General features: G+C 67.7%; 19 protein-coding genes. 9 read left to right on the forward strand and 10 right to left on the reverse strand.

Translation table 11 applies throughout. The features are described from left to right. Window positions 1-18 precede the first annotated feature (18 nt). The 5 genes from AC1RUS_RS12615 to AC1RUS_RS12635 all read left to right on the forward strand — a co-directional run bounded on the left by AC1RUS_RS12615 (window position 19) and on the right by AC1RUS_RS12635 (window position 2,573). Complete coding sequence (locus AC1RUS_RS12615; protein WP_492916574.1) at window positions 19-615, forward strand: Spy/CpxP family protein refolding chaperone; 597 nt, start codon at window positions 19-21, stop codon at window positions 613-615. Between the two features lie 51 nt (window positions 616-666). Beyond that, window positions 667-1,413, forward strand: a complete 747-nt coding sequence (ccmC, locus tag AC1RUS_RS12620; protein WP_492916576.1) for a heme ABC transporter permease CcmC — start codon at window positions 667-669, stop codon at window positions 1,411-1,413. A gap of 1 nt (window position 1,414) precedes the next feature. After that, window positions 1,415-1,585 carry a heme exporter protein CcmD gene (ccmD, locus tag AC1RUS_RS12625; RefSeq protein ID WP_492916578.1) on the forward strand — a complete coding sequence of 57 codons (171 nt, stop codon included), beginning with the start codon at window positions 1,415-1,417 and terminating at the stop codon, window positions 1,583-1,585. Continuing rightward, window positions 1,582-2,094 carry a DsbE family thiol:disulfide interchange protein gene (locus AC1RUS_RS12630; protein WP_492916580.1) on the forward strand — a complete coding sequence of 171 codons (513 nt, stop codon included), beginning with the start codon at window positions 1,582-1,584 and terminating at the stop codon, window positions 2,092-2,094. The genes ccmD and AC1RUS_RS12630 overlap by 4 nt, the downstream gene beginning before the upstream one ends. Before the next feature lie 200 nt (window positions 2,095-2,294). Beyond that, entirely contained in the window at window positions 2,295-2,573 is a 279-nt protein-coding gene (locus tag AC1RUS_RS12635) for a hypothetical protein (RefSeq protein ID WP_492916582.1), read from the forward strand. A gap of 119 nt (window positions 2,574-2,692) precedes the next feature. Here AC1RUS_RS12635 and AC1RUS_RS12640 read toward each other — a convergent pair whose 3' ends face one another. The 3 genes from AC1RUS_RS12640 to ftsY all read right to left on the reverse strand — a co-directional run bounded on the left by AC1RUS_RS12640 (window position 2,693) and on the right by ftsY (window position 4,906). After that, complete coding sequence (locus tag AC1RUS_RS12640; protein WP_492916584.1) at window positions 2,693-3,244, reverse strand: MarR family winged helix-turn-helix transcriptional regulator; 552 nt, start codon at window positions 3,242-3,244, stop codon at window positions 2,693-2,695. A gap of 112 nt (window positions 3,245-3,356) precedes the next feature. Further along, entirely contained in the window at window positions 3,357-3,962 is a 606-nt protein-coding gene (locus AC1RUS_RS12645; protein WP_492916587.1) for an inner membrane-spanning protein YciB, read from the reverse strand. 2 nt (window positions 3,963-3,964) lie between these two features. Next, window positions 3,965-4,906, reverse strand: coding sequence for a signal recognition particle-docking protein FtsY (ftsY, locus tag AC1RUS_RS12650; protein ID WP_492916589.1), 942 nt, complete (start codon window positions 4,904-4,906; stop codon window positions 3,965-3,967). 91 nt (window positions 4,907-4,997) lie between these two features. On the opposite strand from ftsY, the gene AC1RUS_RS12655 reads away from it, so the two are divergent. Continuing rightward, entirely contained in the window at window positions 4,998-5,657 is a 660-nt protein-coding gene (locus tag AC1RUS_RS12655; protein WP_492916591.1) for a trimeric intracellular cation channel family protein, read from the forward strand. Window positions 5,658-5,660: 3 nt separating this feature from the next. On the opposite strand, the gene AC1RUS_RS12660 is transcribed toward AC1RUS_RS12655, so the two are convergent. From AC1RUS_RS12660 to dapF, 7 genes are all read right to left on the reverse strand, one after another. Further along, window positions 5,661-6,038 carry a helix-turn-helix domain-containing protein gene (locus AC1RUS_RS12660; RefSeq protein ID WP_492916593.1) on the reverse strand — a complete coding sequence of 126 codons (378 nt, stop codon included), beginning with the start codon at window positions 6,036-6,038 and terminating at the stop codon, window positions 5,661-5,663. Further along, window positions 6,038-6,322, reverse strand: coding sequence for a type II toxin-antitoxin system HigB family toxin (locus tag AC1RUS_RS12665; RefSeq protein WP_492916595.1), 285 nt, complete (start codon window positions 6,320-6,322; stop codon window positions 6,038-6,040). The genes AC1RUS_RS12660 and AC1RUS_RS12665 overlap by 1 nt, the downstream gene beginning before the upstream one ends. A gap of 51 nt (window positions 6,323-6,373) precedes the next feature. Continuing rightward, a complete protein-coding gene (locus AC1RUS_RS12670) occupies window positions 6,374-6,805 on the reverse strand; it encodes a GFA family protein (protein WP_492916597.1) in 432 nt (143 codons plus the stop codon). A gap of 8 nt (window positions 6,806-6,813) precedes the next feature. Next, window positions 6,814-7,878 (reverse strand): endonuclease/exonuclease/phosphatase family protein, encoded by a 1,065-nt coding sequence (locus tag AC1RUS_RS12675; protein WP_492916598.1) that lies wholly within the window; start codon window positions 7,876-7,878, stop codon window positions 6,814-6,816. A 98-nt stretch (window positions 7,879-7,976) separates the two neighbouring features. Further along, complete coding sequence (mtaB, locus tag AC1RUS_RS12680) at window positions 7,977-9,305, reverse strand: tRNA (N(6)-L-threonylcarbamoyladenosine(37)-C(2))-methylthiotransferase MtaB (RefSeq protein ID WP_492916600.1); 1,329 nt, start codon at window positions 9,303-9,305, stop codon at window positions 7,977-7,979. Continuing rightward, on the reverse strand, window positions 9,302-10,225 hold the full coding sequence (locus tag AC1RUS_RS12685; RefSeq protein WP_492916603.1) for an SDR family NAD(P)-dependent oxidoreductase: 924 nt from the start codon (window positions 10,223-10,225) through the stop codon (window positions 9,302-9,304). Before AC1RUS_RS12685 ends, mtaB begins: the two co-directional genes overlap by 4 nt. Next, window positions 10,138-10,992: a diaminopimelate epimerase gene (dapF, locus tag AC1RUS_RS12690; protein ID WP_492916605.1), complete on the reverse strand. Its 855-nt coding sequence runs from the start codon at window positions 10,990-10,992 to the stop codon at window positions 10,138-10,140. Before dapF ends, AC1RUS_RS12685 begins: the two co-directional genes overlap by 88 nt. Window positions 10,993-11,088: 96 nt before the next feature. Here dapF and AC1RUS_RS12695 point away from each other — a divergent pair, with 96 nt between their 5' ends. Genes AC1RUS_RS12695 through AC1RUS_RS12705 form a run of 3 tightly spaced genes read left to right on the forward strand, consistent with a single transcriptional unit; the run spans window position 11,089 to window position 16,208 of the window. Continuing rightward, entirely contained in the window at window positions 11,089-11,877 is a 789-nt protein-coding gene (locus tag AC1RUS_RS12695) for a potassium channel family protein (protein WP_492916607.1), read from the forward strand. 53 nt (window positions 11,878-11,930) lie between these two features. Next, a complete protein-coding gene (locus AC1RUS_RS12700; RefSeq protein ID WP_492916609.1) occupies window positions 11,931-14,069 on the forward strand; it encodes a prolyl oligopeptidase family serine peptidase in 2,139 nt (712 codons plus the stop codon). After that, window positions 14,070-16,208, forward strand: coding sequence for a prolyl oligopeptidase family serine peptidase (locus AC1RUS_RS12705; protein ID WP_492916611.1), 2,139 nt, complete (start codon window positions 14,070-14,072; stop codon window positions 16,206-16,208). It begins immediately after the preceding gene. The last annotated feature ends 9 nt before the right edge of the window (window positions 16,209-16,217 follow it).

Here is a 16,217-nt window from a genome sequence, read left to right on the forward strand (position 1 = left end):
CATCAGGGAGCAACCATCATGCGTACCTCCACGCGTCGCCTGGCCCTCGCCGCCAGCGCTGTCCTCACCCTTGCCGCCGCCGGCGGCGCCGCCTTGGCGCAGGTTCCGCCGCCGCCCGCCCCTCCGGCCCCGCCCGCGCCGCCGCCGCCTCCGCCGCCGTTCGAAGCGATGGGTCCCGGCCAGCACGTCTTCATGATGCGTGGGCCGCACGGCGATCCGGCCGCCCACGCCCAGCATCTGCGCGACGTGCTGCAGCTGCGCGCCGACCAGGAGGGCGCCTTGAAGGCCTATCTGGAGGGCAGCAAGCCGCCGGCGATGAAGGAAATGATCAAGGACGACGGTCCGGACGGTGACGACAAGAAGCCTCTGACCACGCCGGAGCGCCTCGACCGCCAGGCCGCGCGCATGGCCGAGATGGCCGCCACGTTCCAGAAGCGCGCCGCCGTCACCAAGGCCTTCTACGCCGCCCTGTCGCCCAGCCAGCAGAAGGCGTTCGACGCCCTCGGCCCGGAGATGGGCGGTCCCAATGTGATCGTGCGCCGCATCGAGACCCGCCACGACGGTCCCCCGGCCGGCGGCCAGCACAAGGTGATCATCCAGCGCAAGGCCGGCTGATAGGGTCGATACGGATTGCGGGTGTCCGTGCGGGGCTCTAATCAGCTTCCCATGGGCGCCCGTAATCCGCTGCACGTGTTCGATTTCCTCACCAACCCCGAGCGGTTCATGACCTTCTCGCGGTGGGCCGCGCCGATGTTTGGCGCCCTAGCGGCCGTGCTGGCCATCGCCGGCCTCTACCTGACCTTCGCCGCCCCCGAGGACTACCAGCAGGGCGACACGGTGCGGATGATGTTCATCCATGTGCCCGCCGCGATCATGAGCATGGTCGTCTATCTGTTCCTCGGGATCGCCAGCCTGCTCGCCCTGATCTTCCGCCATGCCCTGGCCGACGCCGCGGCGCGCGCCTGCGCGCCGCTGGGCGCGGTGTTCACGGCCCTGGCCCTGATCACCGGCTCGCTGTGGGGCAAGCCGATGTGGGGAACCTGGTGGCAATGGGACGCGCGGATGACCTCCGTGCTGGTGCTGTTCCTCTTCTATCTCGGCTATCTGGCCCTGCGCGGCGCGCTCGAGGACGAGCAGAAGGCGGCCCGCGCGGCGGCGATCCTGGCCCTGGTCGGCTTGATCAACCTGCCGATCGTCAAGTTCTCGGTCGACTGGTGGAACACCCTGCACCAGGGTTCCTCGACCCTGTTCGCCAAGCCGGAGAACCGGCTGCCGGCGGTCTATCTGTGGCCCTGGGCGCTGATGACCCTGGCCTATCTGTCGGGCTTCGGTTCGCTGTGGCTGGTGCGGATCCGGGCGCTGGTCTGGCGGCGCAAGGCGCGCAGCCTGGCCCTTCGCGCGGCGGAACGCTGACATGACCCTGGATTTCGACGCCGGCCGCTACGCCATCTATGTCTGGCCCGCCTTCGCCCTCTCGGCGACGGCCTTCGCCTGGATGATCGTCGACAGCCTGGCCCAGGCCCGCCGCTGGAAGCGCGAGCTGGAGCGCCTGCAGGCCGAGGCTTCCAAGGACGCCGAGGCGTGAAGCGCTGGCTGGCCTTCGCGCCGCTGATCGTGCTGGCCCTGTTGGCGGTGCTGTTCGCCGGCTATGCGCTCAAGCGCGACCCCAAGGTCCAGCCGCACGCCATGGTCGGCAAGCCTATGCCGGCGCTGTCCCTGCCCGAGCTGGCCAGCGGCCAGCCGGTGGCGCTGAAGGACGCGGCCAAGGGACCTGTTCTGGTCAATTTCTTCGCCTCGTGGTGCGCGCCCTGCGAGGTGGAGCATCCGCAGCTGATGGCCCTGAAGGCGCAAGGCGTGACCATCGTCGGCGTCGCCTACAAGGACGCGCCGCCCAACACCCAGGCCTTCATCGCGCGGCTGGGCGACCCGTTCGCCACCCGCCTGGTCGACCGCAACGGCGGCGCGGGCCTGGAGTTCGGCGTCACCGGCGTGCCGGAGACCTATCTCGTGGGGTCCGACGGCGTGATCCTGGCCAAGCACACCGGGCCGCTGACGCCCGATGCGGCCGAAGAGCTGCTGTCGAAGGCGCGATAAAACTGTCATCCCGGCCAAGTGCGAAGCACGCCGAGCCGGGACCGCAGGAAGCTCATGCGCATGCCGCGGTCTCGGGTCTTCGCTACGCTGCGCCCGGGATGACAGTTTTCAAGGTGCGCTGACACGTCGCGGAGCTTTCGCGTTAACCTCGCGTTGACCATGCTCGCGGACTCTTCATTAACCATGTTAGACTTCGAGTCATGAGCACCGTCCGTCCCGCCGGCTGGCCGACAGCCCCCGCGAAACCGATCTCGACCCCCGCGTCGAGCGCCGGCGCTGCGACGCGCTCGGCCTTCTTCCAGGCGGCCCTCGGCGACGCGGCCTCCACGCGCCCGGCCCAGGCCGCCGCCGCGGTGCAGATGCAGGCCCAGACCCAGGCTCAACCGCAGCGCCAGGCGCCCGCGCGGCCGTTCGTGCAGCCCGACGCCCAGCCGCAGAAGATCCTGCGCCCGGGCTCGCTGCTGAATATCGTGATCTAAGGATCCGAAAACCTCGTCCTTCGACAAGCTCAGGATGAGGTTTTCTACTGAACGGCCTTTTGCATTTGAACCTCACCCTGAGCCTGTCGAAGGGCGAGGTTCGTACGCGGCGTTGACGATCAGGCCGCCTTCTTGGCCGCCTTGTCCTTCTTGGGCTTCTTGTCCTTCTTCGGCTTGTCGGCCTTCAGCTTCTTGACCTTGGCCGGCTCGACATCGGCGGGATGCAGGTCCGCCCCGGCCATGTCGCCCAGCAGATCCAGGAACCCTTCGCGCTTGCCCGGCTTGAGCAGGGCCAGGATCCGCGCGTCGGCCATGGCGACCATCGGCGCGATCTCCTCCAGCACGGCCCGGCCGGCCGGCGCCAGGCGGACGCTGTTGGCGCGGGCGTCCTGGTCCGAGCGTTGGCGCTCCAAGTGGCCCTTGGCGATCATCCGGGCGACCATGTCGGCCAGGGTCGAGCGGTCGATGCCCGTGGCCTTGACCAGGGCCGTCTGGGTGACGCCCTCGTTCTCGGCCACCGCCGACAGCACGGCGAACTGGCGCTGGGTGATCCCGGCCGCGCCGCACTCCTCGGCATAGATGTCGAGGGCCAGCTGCAGGACCCGATGCAGGAGGTGGCTGGGCGAGCGCTCCAGCAAGCCGCCGCTCTTCTCAACCTTGGTCTTGGCCATGACTTCGCCCTCGTCCGATCCGCCGACGGACGAGGAATATCATCGTTAGACGTCGTTTTGACGACAGGTGATCCGTAGGCGGCGCATTGGCGCGACCGGCGGCGAAAAGCGCCTAGAAGCCGGCGTCCGGCGGCTCGGCCGCGGCCGGCTCGTCGCCCTTGGCCATGTGCTTCATCATGAAGGGCAGCTGGGTGGCGACGAACACCAGGGCCAACGGCAGCAGGGCGACCCGGAACTTCACCCAGGTGGGCGTGTCCTGGGTGATGCGGACGATTTCGTTCAGCACGGCGACGGCCGCGAAATAGCCCCCATAGCGCAGGGTCAGGGTGCGCCACGCCTGGGCGGGCATGTGGATGGCCTCGCCCATGATCACCTTCAGCGGCTCGCGCTTGACCAGCACTCCGCCGATCATGAAGGCGGCCAGGGCCGCGTTGACCACGGTCACCTTGATCTTCACGAACACGTCGCTGTGGAAGATCAGGCCCAGGGTCCCGAAGATCAGGGCCATGACGCCGGCGAACAGCGGCATCAGGGCCAGCCGGCGCTCCACCGCGTAGCCGACGATCAGGGCCGCCGCCGAGGCGCCGACCAGCACCCAGGTGGCGGTCTGGAAATTCTTGGTGACGAAATAGGCGACGGCGAAGGCGATCGGCGCGCCATAGTCGACGGCGGTCCGCACCCAGGCGGCGTTCTTCTTGGCTTGCGGCTCGTCGCTCACGCCTAGTCCTCCAGCCCTACCAGCGAGCGCGAAAACGCCCTCGCGTCGAAGGGCTGCAGATCCTCGACGCCCTCGCCGACGCCGATCAGCTTGATCGGGCTGTCGGAGGCGCGCGCCACCGGCACCAGCACCCCGCCGCGCGCGGTGCCGTCCAGCTTGGTCATGACAATCCCGGAGACGCCGACCTGGTTGCCGAAGATCTTCTCCTGCGCCAGGGCGTTGCGGCCCACGGTGGCGTCCAGCACCAGCAGGGTCTCGTGCGGATAGTCGGGATCCACCTTCTTGACCACGCGGATGACCTTCAGGAGTTCGTCCATCAGGCCCTGCTTGTTCTGCAGCCGGCCGGCGGTGTCGATCAGCACGACGTCATAGTGCTCGGTCTTGGCGCGCTCGACGGCCTCATAGGCCAGGGCGGCGGCGTCCGATCCGGTGGGCTTGGACATGAAGTCGGCCCCGGCCCGGTCGGCCCAGACCTTCAGCTGCTCGACGGCGGCGGCGCGGAAGGTGTCGCCGGCGGCGATCAGGACGCGGGCACCCTTCTCGGTGAGGTCCGAGGCGATCTTGCCCAGGGTGGTGGTCTTGCCCGAGCCATTGACGCCGATGAACAGCACCACATAGGGGCGCGGCCCGCCCAGCGGATCGAAGCGGCCCTCGCGGTCGGCCAGCTCGGCGGCGACCAGTTCGGCCAAAGCTTCCTTGACCTCGTTGTCGGTCGACGACTTGCCGAAGCGCGCCTTGCCGAAGGCGTCGGCGATGCGCGCGGCGATCTGCGGGCCGAGATCAGCCTCGATCAGCATCTCCTCAAGGGCGTCCAGCTGTTCCTGGTCGAGGGGCTTCTTGGTGAAGGTCCCGGTGACCTGCTCGGTCATCGCCTGGGACGACCGGGCCAGGCCGGAGGTCAGGCGCTGGAACCAGCCTTTTTTCTGCTCGGGCTTATCGCTCATCCGCGCTCCTTTAGGGGAACGGGCGAAAGTGTAAATCAGATATTACCCCGCTGTGGTTTCCGCCGCCGGCTTGGCCGTGGCATGAACAGCCATGGACCCGCTTCTCAACGCCATATCGGACCCTCTGGCCGCCACGCTGTTCTGGCTGGATTACGTGGCCGTGGCGGTGTTTGGCGCGACCGGCGCCCTGGCCGCGGCGCGGCGAAAGCACGACATCATCACGTTTGGTTTCTTCGCTGCGATCACCGGCGTGGGCGGCGGCACGCTGCGCGACCTGCTGATCGGCGCGCCGGTGTTCTGGGTGCAGCGGCCCGGCTACATCCTGGCCTGTTTGGCCGCCGCCACGGTGGTCTGGCTGCTGGGCAAGCGCGGCTGGCGGTTCCGGGCCCTGCTGTGGCTAGACGCCCTGGGGATGGCCGCCTACGCCGTGGTCGGCACGGCCAAGGCCCTGAGCCTGGGCGTGCATCCCTTCACCGCCGTGGTCATGGGCGTCCTGACCACCGCCTTCGGCGGCGTGATCCGCGACGTCCTGGCCGAGGAGCCCAATCTGCTGCTGCGTCGGGAAATCTATATCACCGCGGCTCTGCTCGGAGCCTCGGTGTTTGCGGTGCTGCAGCTGCTGGGCGTGGGGTTCTGGCCGGCAGGGATCGCGGGGTTCGCCGCGGCTTTCGGCCTGCGCGCGGCGGCGATCAAGCTGGGCTGGAGCCTGCCGGGGTTCGCCGGGGGCGAGGACAAGACCGTGGACGACTAGGGCTCAGGCGGGCTCGGCCTGGATGACCAAGGCCTGAACCGGGATGCCCCAGGCTTTCGACAGCAGTCTGATCTGCGGCAAGGTGAGCTCTCGGCGGCCATTGAGAATTTCCGAAGCGCGAGACCGTGAGCCCAAAAGCTCGGACAAGTCCGATTGCCCAAGCCCTTGGCGGTCCATGGCGAAGCGGATCGCTTCCACTGGACTCGTCTTAGGCATGGGGAAATGCTCCTCCTCATACTTGGCCAGAAGCAGGCCCAGAAGCTCGAACCGATCGCCCGCTTCACTGCCCGCCGGAGGCTCATTGTCGAAGAAGGCTTCATACTCCGCCATGACGGTCTCGTAGCCGGCTTCGTCACGGATGATGCTGATCTTGCTGGCCATTACACCGTCTCCGGATCGATCTTGTCGTAGTCGGCATGCGTGCCGACGAACTTCACCAGGACCTGTTTGAAGGTGTAGGAAACCCGCACCACCAAACGATAGTTGTTGCCGCCGATGTCGAAGATGACCCGGTTGTCGCCCACGAAATCGACGCTGCGGAAGTCGTTCTTGATATCCTGCGGCGTCCGCCATTCGGCGGCTCGAGCGTGATCATACCAGGCGTTCAGCGGACCTCTGGCGCCGGGATGAGCAGTCCAGAAGGCCTGCAGAAGTCTCTTCGTCACGACATTCACGATCGAACGATATCATGTTCCCCATTTGGGAACAAGACGCCCTCAGGTGTCGTGGTCTGGATGCTGCCGCGAGGTGATCTCGCTGGGCGGACCCGGCGAAGGCCGCACCGGCAAGTCGGCGACGTGGTCGATCCACGGGACGCGGCTTTCCTTGGCCAGTTGCACCACCGGCTCGACCGCCGACGGATCGTCGAACGCGAACACCGCGAGATCGATGACCGCGTCGCTGTAGTCGAAGGTCAGCGGCGTGCCGCAGGCGGCGCAGAAGCCGCGCCTGATCTGGTCCGAGCTCTGGAAGTTGGTCGGCGCACCGCGCGTCCAAGTCAGGTTCGCGATCTCCACCGTCACGAGCGCCCCGAACGGCCCCGCGAAGGCCTTCTGGCACATGCGGCAATGGCAGATCGAGGCCCGCCCCGGCTCACCCTCGACCCGGAAGCGGACCGCGCCGCATTGGCAGCCACCGGACAGGGACATGGGAAACCTCAGGGCTTGGGCGGCAAGGGCGTCAGGCGGAAAGTGACTTCATAGGCGTCGTGATCGGACAGCACCGGACCACCGGTGACCGAGCCGTCGAAGCGGGCCTCGACCCGGATAGGCCGGATGCCGACGCGGTCGCCTTGCTTGAAGCCGATCAGGTCCTGAGTGTCGAGCCACGGCGCGTCGCCGTCGGCCGAGATCCTGGCGTCGCAGCTGGCCGGCGTCTGGAAACAGACCTGGCTGACCACCTCGAACGGATAGTCGCCCATCACGTAGTCGTAGCGGTCGGGCGCGTGCTTGATGTTGAAGTCACCGCCGACGATCAGCGGCGCGCCCGCCGTGCGGTCCTGCTGCATGAACGACTTCAGCTCGTCGGCCTGCAGGTGATGAGCCATGCGGCTGCGGCTGCGGGGCACGCCCGAGGCGCCCTTGGAATTGAGGTGGGTGTCGGCGATCTCGACCGGGACCGGTAGGCCCGGCACGTCGAGGCTGACCAGCATCACGCCCTTGTTGGCCAGGCAGTCCAGGCCCGCGCAGTAGCGATAGGCGTGCGACTTGACCCAGTTGATCGGATGGTTGCTCAGCACCCACAGGCCGCTGGAGCCCCACTTGCCCCAGCCCTCGCCCTTGCGGCGGTATTTCACCCGCTTGTAGCGCGGCTTGTCCTGCTTGCTAAAGACGTTGGGATCGCGCTGCTTCTTGCGCGGGCCCCGCGCGACGTGCTGGTAGCCCGAGAGAGCGATCAGGTCGGCGGTCTCCTCGCGGAAGCCCTCCTGCAGCAGCACGACGTCGGGCTCGATCCCCTTCTCGCGCAGAGCGGCCAGTTCGCGACCGATGGCCTTGAGCTTCTCGCCGCGCCCGGACCGCACGAACCAGGGCAGGCCCTCGATGTTGTAGGTCATGACGCTGAGCTCGACCGGCTTCATCGGCCCGATCGGCTGGAAGGCGGCGGGCGGAGTGTCTTCGGTCTTGGGCGGCGGGATCTGGACGGCGGGAATCGCGTCCTGGGCGTGAGCCGGTGCGGACAGGCAGAGGATCCCGGCCAGGGTGAGGGCAAATTTTCTCGTCATCCCGGAAGCCGATGCCGTGCGCTCGCCCCTGGGTCCCGGCGCTCCGCTTCGCTGCGGCCGGGATGACAGGATTAGGAGGCTCGGCAAGGCAGGAATTGTCAGGCCGCCAGCTCCGCGATCACCCGGCTTCCGTCGTGGCCGGTGACCCGGAAGGCGGCGATCTGGCCGTGGGGCGCTTCGCCGGCGAAGGCGATCTCGGTGAAGTCCTCGGCCCGCGCCACGCCGTCGCGTTCGACCAGCCCAGAAAGCGTGCGGCCGACCTGGCGCTGGAGATGGCGTTCCAGGCCCGCCTGCCCCGCTTCGCGCAGGCGGCGGGCGCGGTCCTTGATCACCGGGCCCTTCACGGGCGGCATCCGCGCGGCGGGCGTGCCGGGGCGGGCGCTGTAGGGGAAGACGTGCAGGAAGGCCAAGCCGGCTTCCTCCACCAGCTTCAGGGTGTTTTCGAAGGCCTCGTCGCTCTCGGTCGGGAAACCGGCGATCAGATCGGCGCCGAAGGCGGTGTCGGGACGCACGGCGCGGACGCTGGCCACCAGCTTCAGCGCGTCCTCGCGGCTGTGGCGGCGCTTCATGCGCTTGAGCACCAGGTTGTCGCCGGCCTGCAAGGACAGATGCAGATAGGGCATCAGACGCGGCTCGGTCTCGAGCAGCTTGAAGAGGTCGGGGTCGATCTCGGCCGCGTCGATCGACGACAGGCGCAGGCGCGGCAGGTCGGGGACCAGCTTCAGGATGCGGGCGACCAACTGGCCCAGGGTCGGCTGGCCCGGCAGGTCGGCGCCCCACGAGGTGACGTCGACGCCGGTCAGGACGACCTCGTTGTAACCCTCGGCCGACAGGCGGCGGACCTGGTCGACCACCTCGCCGGCCGGCGCCGAGCGCGAATTGCCCCGCCCGAACGGGATGATGCAGAAGGTGCAGCGGTGGTCGCAGCCGTTCTGGACCTCGACATAGGCCCGGGCGCGGTCCTTGAGGCCGGCGATCAGGTGACCGGCGGTCTCCTTGATCGACATGATGTCGTTGACCCGCACGCGGGTGGAGGTGTCGAGCAGAGCCCCTGGAGCGGCCTTCTCGGCGTTGCCCAGCACCAGATCTACCTCCGGCATGGCGGCGAAGGCGGCGGGATCGATCTGGGCGGCGCAGCCGGTGACGATCAGTCGGGCGTCGGGGCGCTCGCGACGGGCCTTGCGGATCGCCTGGCGGGCCTGGCGCACGGCCTCGTTGGTCACGGCGCAGGTGTTGAAGACCACCGCGTCCGACAAGCCGTCGGCCGAGGCGCGAGCTCGGATGGCCTCGGACTCATAGGCGTTCAGCCGGCAGCCGAAGGTGACGACATCGACGCCGTCGGGGCCCGACATCGTCGTGGCCGGTCCGCCCTCTTCGCCGATGGCGGGAGCCTTCGGCTTGGACGCTATGACGGTGTAGGTGGTCACGGCTTTTCGATGCCCGACGCGACGTAGTTCGCGAAGGCGTCCTTCCAGTCGTCGTGCCAGCGCGACAGGGCCGGGCGGTTCTCGATGATGTCGCCGATGGCCCAGGCCATGCGCTTCTCGTCGACGGCGCGCGAGACGTCGTTGTCGGGGCACAGGATGTAGAAGTCGCCGGCCTCGATGCGGGCCAGCATGAAGTGGACGACCTGCTCCGGCGTCCAGGCCGCATCGGGTTTGCCGCCCGGACCGCGCTTCGTCATGCCGGTGAAGGTGTAGCCGGGGATCAGCAGGTGGGCGGTGACCTGGCAGTCCTCGGTCTGGCGCAGGGTGTGGGCGAGGCCCTCGGTCAGCGACTTCACCGCCGACTTCGAGACGTTGTAGGCCGTGTCGCCCGGCGGTTGGGTGATGCCCTGCTTGGAGCCGGTGTTGATGATCAGGCCGGGGCGACCCGACAGGGCCATCTCCTCGCCGAACACCTGCACGCCGTTGATCACGCCCCAGAGATTGACGTCGAGGATGCGCTTCCAGGCGTCGTCGCCCGCAAAGGCGTCGCCCCCGCCGCCGACCCCGGCGTTGTTCATCAGCACGTCGACGGCGCCATAGGCCTCGATCGCGGCGGCCTTCAGGGCCTCGACGGCCGCGCGGTCGGCGACGTCGGTCGGCACGGCGAGCGCGCCGATGGCTTCGGCCTCGGTCTTCAGCTTGCGGCCGGTGACGTCGGCCATGACCACGTTGAGGCCCAGCTCGCGGAAGATCTTGGCGGCGGCCAGGCCGATGCCGTCGGCGGCGCCGGTGATGACGGCGGTCTTGCCGTCAGCGAGAGCGGGATGCAGGCTCATGCCGCGACCCGCTCGGGCAGCTTGCCGGTATATTCCAGGGTGATCGGGCCGGTCATGATCACGTGGCCGTCGGCCTCGCGCCATTCGATGACCAGAGAGCCGCTCTCGAACTCGACGGTGGCGACCCGGTCGGTCAGGCCCCGGCGCACGGCGGCGACCTGGGCGGCGCAGGCGCCGGTGCCGCAGGCGGCGGTCAGGCCTGCCCCGCGCTCCCAGACCTTGAGCTTGATGTGATCGCGGGCGGCGATGTGGGCGAAGCCGACATTGACGCCTTCGGGAAACAGCGGGTGGTGCTCGACCAGCGAGCCCGTGCCGGTGGCGAAGGCGTCGGTCACCGGGGCGTCGACGAAGAACACCACGTGCGGATTGCCCATCGAGACGCAGCCCGGCGTGTGGACCAGCGGCGCGTCGATCGGACCGACCTGCAGCTCGACCCGCTCGGTGTTCATCTCTTCGGATAGCGGGATTTGCGTCCAGTCGAGGCCCGGCTGGCCCATGTCGACCGTGACCCGCTTGTCGCCGGCCATCTTGCCCGAGAGGCGCCCGGCGATGGTGTCGAAGGCAACGCTGTCCTTGCCCGCCGACTCCATCAGGAGCCACGCCACGCAGCGCGTGCCGTTGCCGCAGGCGCCAGTGACCTCGCCATCGGAATTCCAGAACCGCACATAGGCCGAAGCGCCTTCCGCGCGCGGCGGATCGATGGCGATCACCTGGTCGCAGCCGATCCCGCCGTCACCGCGTTTGGCGATGGCGCGGATTTCCTCCGGCGTGGGCTCGAAGGGCTGGCTGGCGGTCTCGATCACGACGAAGTCGTTGCCGAGGCCGTTCATCTTGAGAAAGGTGCGGCTCATGGTGGGGGCTATATAGTGGAAAACTGCGGCCAAGTCAGAGGCCGGCGCATCCCGCGATGATTTGACCGCGTGGGTGTGACCAAGAAAGGGCGGCGCTTGAGCACCACGGAACACCAGGGCCTGCGCCTGCGCGCCCGTCTTCGCGCGCTCTATCACGGGGCCTCGTCGGCGGCGGTGAAGTTCCGCTACGCCGTCATCCTGATCGACTTCCTCATCATCGCCTTCTTCATCGCCGCCCCGGCGATGCGCGATCACGGCCTGACCTTCTATGTGCTGGACTACGCGGTGGCGGTGTTCTTGGCGCTGGACATGCTGGCCAGAGCCATCGCCCACGGCGACGTCAAGGCCTGGCTGAAGAAGCCGATCGTCTGGGTCGACCTCTTCGTGCTGGCTACCCTGCTGTTCCCGGCCTGGCTGCTGAACCTGGGCTTCCTGCGAGTGGTGCGGCTGTGGACCCTGGTGCACAGCGAGTTCTTCTGGCGCACCGTCGGGCGGCGCTATGACGACACGCGGGTCGAGGACATCGCCCGGGCCGGCGCGTCGCTGCTGACCTTCGTCTTCGTGGTGACGGGCTTCGTCTATTCCAGCTTCGTCGGGCGGTATGAGGGCGTCAGCGGCTATGTCGACGCCCTCTATTTCACCGTCACCAGCCTCACGACCACCGGCTATGGCGACATCACGCTGCCCGGCGTGTGGGGCAAGCTGTTGTCGATGGCGGTGATGCTGGGCGGGGTGTCGCTGTTCATCGGCCTGATCCAGTCGATCCTGCGGCCGCACAAGGTGACCTATCAGTGCCACGACTGCGGGCTGCGCCGGCACGATCCGGACGCCGTGCACTGCAAGGCGTGTGGGAAGCTGCTGAACATTCCCGACGACGGGGTGTAATCCTCTAACGGAAGCTCTGGCGCGGGTCGGTTTTTCCGATACCGTCCCCCGCCATGATGATGCTTCGCACCTGTTCCGCCGGGGCCCTGGCCCTCGCCCTGCTGTCCCACGGCGCCGCGCTGGCCCAGGAGAGCGATCCCCATCTGGCCCTGGAGGCGGTCGAAAGCCCCGACAGCCTGGCCTGGGTGAAGGCCCAGAACGACAAGACCTTGCCGATCCTGTCGGGCGATCCGCGTTTCGCGGGCCTGCAAGCCGAAGCGCTGAAGATCCTGTCGGCCAAGGACCGCATCGCCGCTCCGACCTTCATCGGCCAAGACGTCTTCAACTTCTGGCAGGACGACACCCATGTGCGCGGCATCTGGCGCAAGACGACACTGGCCTCCTACAAGACCGCCACGCCGCAGTGGGAAACGGTGCTGGACCTGGACGCCCTGGCCAAGGCCGAGGGCAAGAACTGGATCTGGAAAGGCGCGGACTGCCGGCCCAAGACCCATGACCGCTGCCTGCTGAACCTGTCGAACGGCGGCAAGGACGCCGTGACGATCCGCGAGTTCGACCTGGCCACGAGGACCTTCGTGGAAGGCGGCTTCAACCTGCCCGAGGGCAAACAGAACACCGAGTGGCTGGACCCCGACACCCTGATCATGACCCGCGACTGGGGTCCGGGCACGACCACCGACAGCGGCTACGGCATGGTCATCAAGACCCTGAAGCGCGGCCAGACCCTGGACCAGGCGGTCGAGGTGTTCCGGGGCCAGAAGAGCGACGTCTCGGCCCGGCCGCAGGTGCTGCGCGACGCGGCCGGCAACCGCGTGGTGCTGATCTCGCGGGCCACAGACTTCTTCCACGACGAGACTTCTCTGTGGGACGGCGCCAAGGTCATCCCTCTGCCCCTGCCGCAAAAGCTCGGCGTGCGCGGCCTGATCGACGGCAAGCTGGTGATGAAGATCGAGGAGCCGTGGACCTTCCCGGTCGCCGGCAAGCCCAAGACCTATCCGGCCGGCGCGATCGTCGCCGTCTCGCTCGAGGTCCTGACCAAGTCGCAAGGCCTCGAACTGATCGTCAGCAATGATTGCGATCCTTGCCAGCTGCTGGCCCCCGGTCCGCGCCAGTCGATCGACCAGTTCGCTGTGACCGACCACCGCGTGGTGGCCGTGGTCTATGACAATGTGCGCGGCAGCCTGGTCAGCCTGCAGCTGCGCGGCGAGTTCGGCGTTAAGACCCAGGCCCTCCCGGTGATCGCCAACGGCTCGGTGTCTCTGGGCTCGCACGCCGACGAGGGCGACCAGATCTTCTACAGCGTCGAGGGCTTCACCACCCCGACCCAGCTGAAGCTGGCAGACGCCGCCACCGGCCAGTCGGCGACGGTGAAGGCCCTGCCCGCCCAGTTCGACGCCAGCAAGCTGGAGGTCGAGCAGAAGATCGCCAAGTCCAAGGACGGGACGGAGATCCCGTACTTCCTGATCCACCCCAAGGGCGAGAAGCCGGACGGCCTGAACCCGACCCTGCTGCACGCCTATGGCGGCTTCAACCTGTCGAAACTGCCGGTCTATGACCCGCTGATCGGCAAGCTATGGCTGGAGAAGGGCGGCAGCTACGCGGTCGCCAACATCCGGGGCGGCGGCGAGTTCGGGCCCGGCTGGCACGAGGCGGCGCTGAAGGCCAACCGCCAGCGGGCTTATGACGACTACTTCGCCGTGGCCGAGAACCTGATCTCGACCAAGGTCACCTCGCCCCGCCACCTGGGCGCCTATGGGCGCAGCAATGGCGGCCTGCTGATGGGCGTAGCCCTGACCCAGCGGCCCGACCTGTGGAACGCGGTGGTGGTCGAAAGCCCGCTGCTGGACATGATCCGCTATCCGCAGCTGCCGGCCGGCGCCTCGTGGATCGGCGAGTATGGCGACCCGGCCATCCCGGCCGAGCGGGCCTGGATCGAGAAGTACTCGCCCTATCAGAACCTGAAGGCCGGCGTGAAATACCCGTTGGCCTACATCACCACCTCGACCAAGGACGACCGGGTCCACCCCGGCCACGCCCGCAAGTTCGCCGCTCGCCTCGACGACCTGAAGGTCGACCACCTCTATTTCGAGAACACCGACGGCGGCCACGCCAATGGCGCGGACCCCAAGTCGAACGCCCGCCGCTGGGCGCTGCACTACACTTACCTGTCGCGTCAGCTCATGGATCACTAAGTGCGTAACCTTGTCCTTGCTCTCCTAGCGTCCACGAGCCTCATGACCGCAGCCCACGCCGACCCCGCGCCAGCCGCCAATACCGAAGCGCGGACCCCGCTATCGGAGCTGGGCAAGGACGATCCCTATCTGTGGATGGAGGAGATCGAGGGGACCCGGGCCATGGACTGGGCCAAGGCCCAGAACGGCAAGACCTTGCCGGTGCTGCAGGGCGACGCCCGCTACGCGATGTTGGAAAGCCAGGCCCTGGCCATCCTCAACGCCAAGGACCGAATCCCCGGCGTGTCGTTCGCCGGCGACGGGAGCTTGCGCAACTTCTGGCAGGACAAGGACCATGTGCGCGGCCTGTGGCGGAAGACCACGCTTGAGAGCTACCGCACGGCCGAACCCGTCTGGGAGACGATCCTCGACATCGACGCCCTGTCGAAGGCCGAGAACGCCAACTGGGTGTTCAAGGGCTCGAGCTGCCTGCCGCCCGAGGACACGCGGTGCCTGGTCACCCTGTCGAACGGCGGCAAGGACGCCGTGACGGTCCGCGAGTTCGACACCGCGACCAAGAGCTTCGTCCCCGGCGGCTTCGAACTGCCAGAGGGCAAGCAGAACTACACCTGGCTGGACAAGGACACCCTGCTGGTCGCCCGCGAGTGGGAGCCGGGTCAGGTCACCAAGTCGGGCTACGCCTATGTGCTGAAGACGCTGAAGCGCGGACAGACCTTGGCGCAGGCCAAGGAGGTGTTCCGCGGCGTCGACACCGACGTCTCGGTCAGCCCGTTCGTGCTTCGCGACGACGACGGCAAGGCCGTGGCGGTGCTAGCCCATCGCGGCGTCACCTTCTTCGAGAGCGAGAACCACCTGCTGACCGACACCGGTCCGGTGAAGCTGGACCTGCCGCTGAAGAGCTCGATCCAGGGCTATGTCGACGGCCAGATGATCGTGCTGATGGAGCAGGACTGGGCTCAGAAGGGCTTCAAGACCGGCGACCTGATCAGCTTTGACCTCGCCGCCCTGAAGGCCGCGCCCGACGCCGCCAAGGCGACCCTGGTGCTGCGCCCGACGGCCAGGCAGTCGGTCGAGAATGTCCAGACCACCCGCACCAAGCTGGTCGTGGGCCTGCTGGACAACGTCAAGGGCGCGGCCAAGGTGCTGACCCACGGTTCCAAGGGCTGGAGCAGCCAGAACCTGGCCCTGCCGGCCAACAGCGCGATCGGCCTGGGCTCGAGCTCTGAGAAGGACGAGCGCCTGTTCGTCACCGTCACCGGCTATCTGACGCCCTCGACCTTCTGGCTGGCCGACGCCGGCTCGCTGAAGCTGGAACAGGTCAAGGCCTCTCCGGCCCGCTTCGACGCCTCGACCCACGTGGTGGAACAGTTCGAGGCGACCAGCACCGACGGGACCAAGATCCCCTACTTCGTCGTGCGACCCAAAAACGTGAAGTACGACGGAACAGCCCCCACCCTGCTCTACGCCTACGGCGGCTTCCAGGTGTCGATGACCCCGGGCTATTCGGGCGTGATGGGCAAGCTGTGGCTGGAGCGCGGCGGCACGTACGTGGTCGCCAACATCCGCGGCGGCGGCGAGTTCGGCCCGGCCTGGCACACGGCCGGCCTGAAGGAGAACCGACAGAAGGTCTATGACGACTTCTTCGCCGTCTCTCAGGACCTGATCGACCGCAAGCTCACCTCGCCGCGTCACCTGGGCGTAATGGGCGGCAGCAACGGCGGCCTGCTGATGGGCGTGGCCCTGACCCAGCGACCCGAGCTGTACAACGCCATCGTCGTGCAGGTGCCGCTGTTCGACATGATCCGCTACAGCCAGATCGGGGCCGGCGCCTCGTGGGTGGGCGAGTATGGCGACCCGGCCATACCGTCGGAAAAAGCCGTCATCGCCAAGTATGACCCCTATTCCAATCTCAAGGCCGGCCAGAAGTATCCCGAGGTGTTCATCGAGACCTCGACCAAGGACGACCGCGTCCACCCCGCCCACGCCCGCAAGGCGGCCGCGCGGCTGGAGGAACTGGGCTATCCGGTCCTCTATTACGAGAACATCGATGGCGGCCACGCGGCCAGCGCCAACCTGGCCGAAACCGCCCGTCGCCAGGCGCTGGAATATGTCTATCTGTCGCGCAAGCTGATGGACTGAGTTGGCAAA

This window comes from Caulobacter sp. GW821-FHT10F06, from assembly GCF_058809215.1.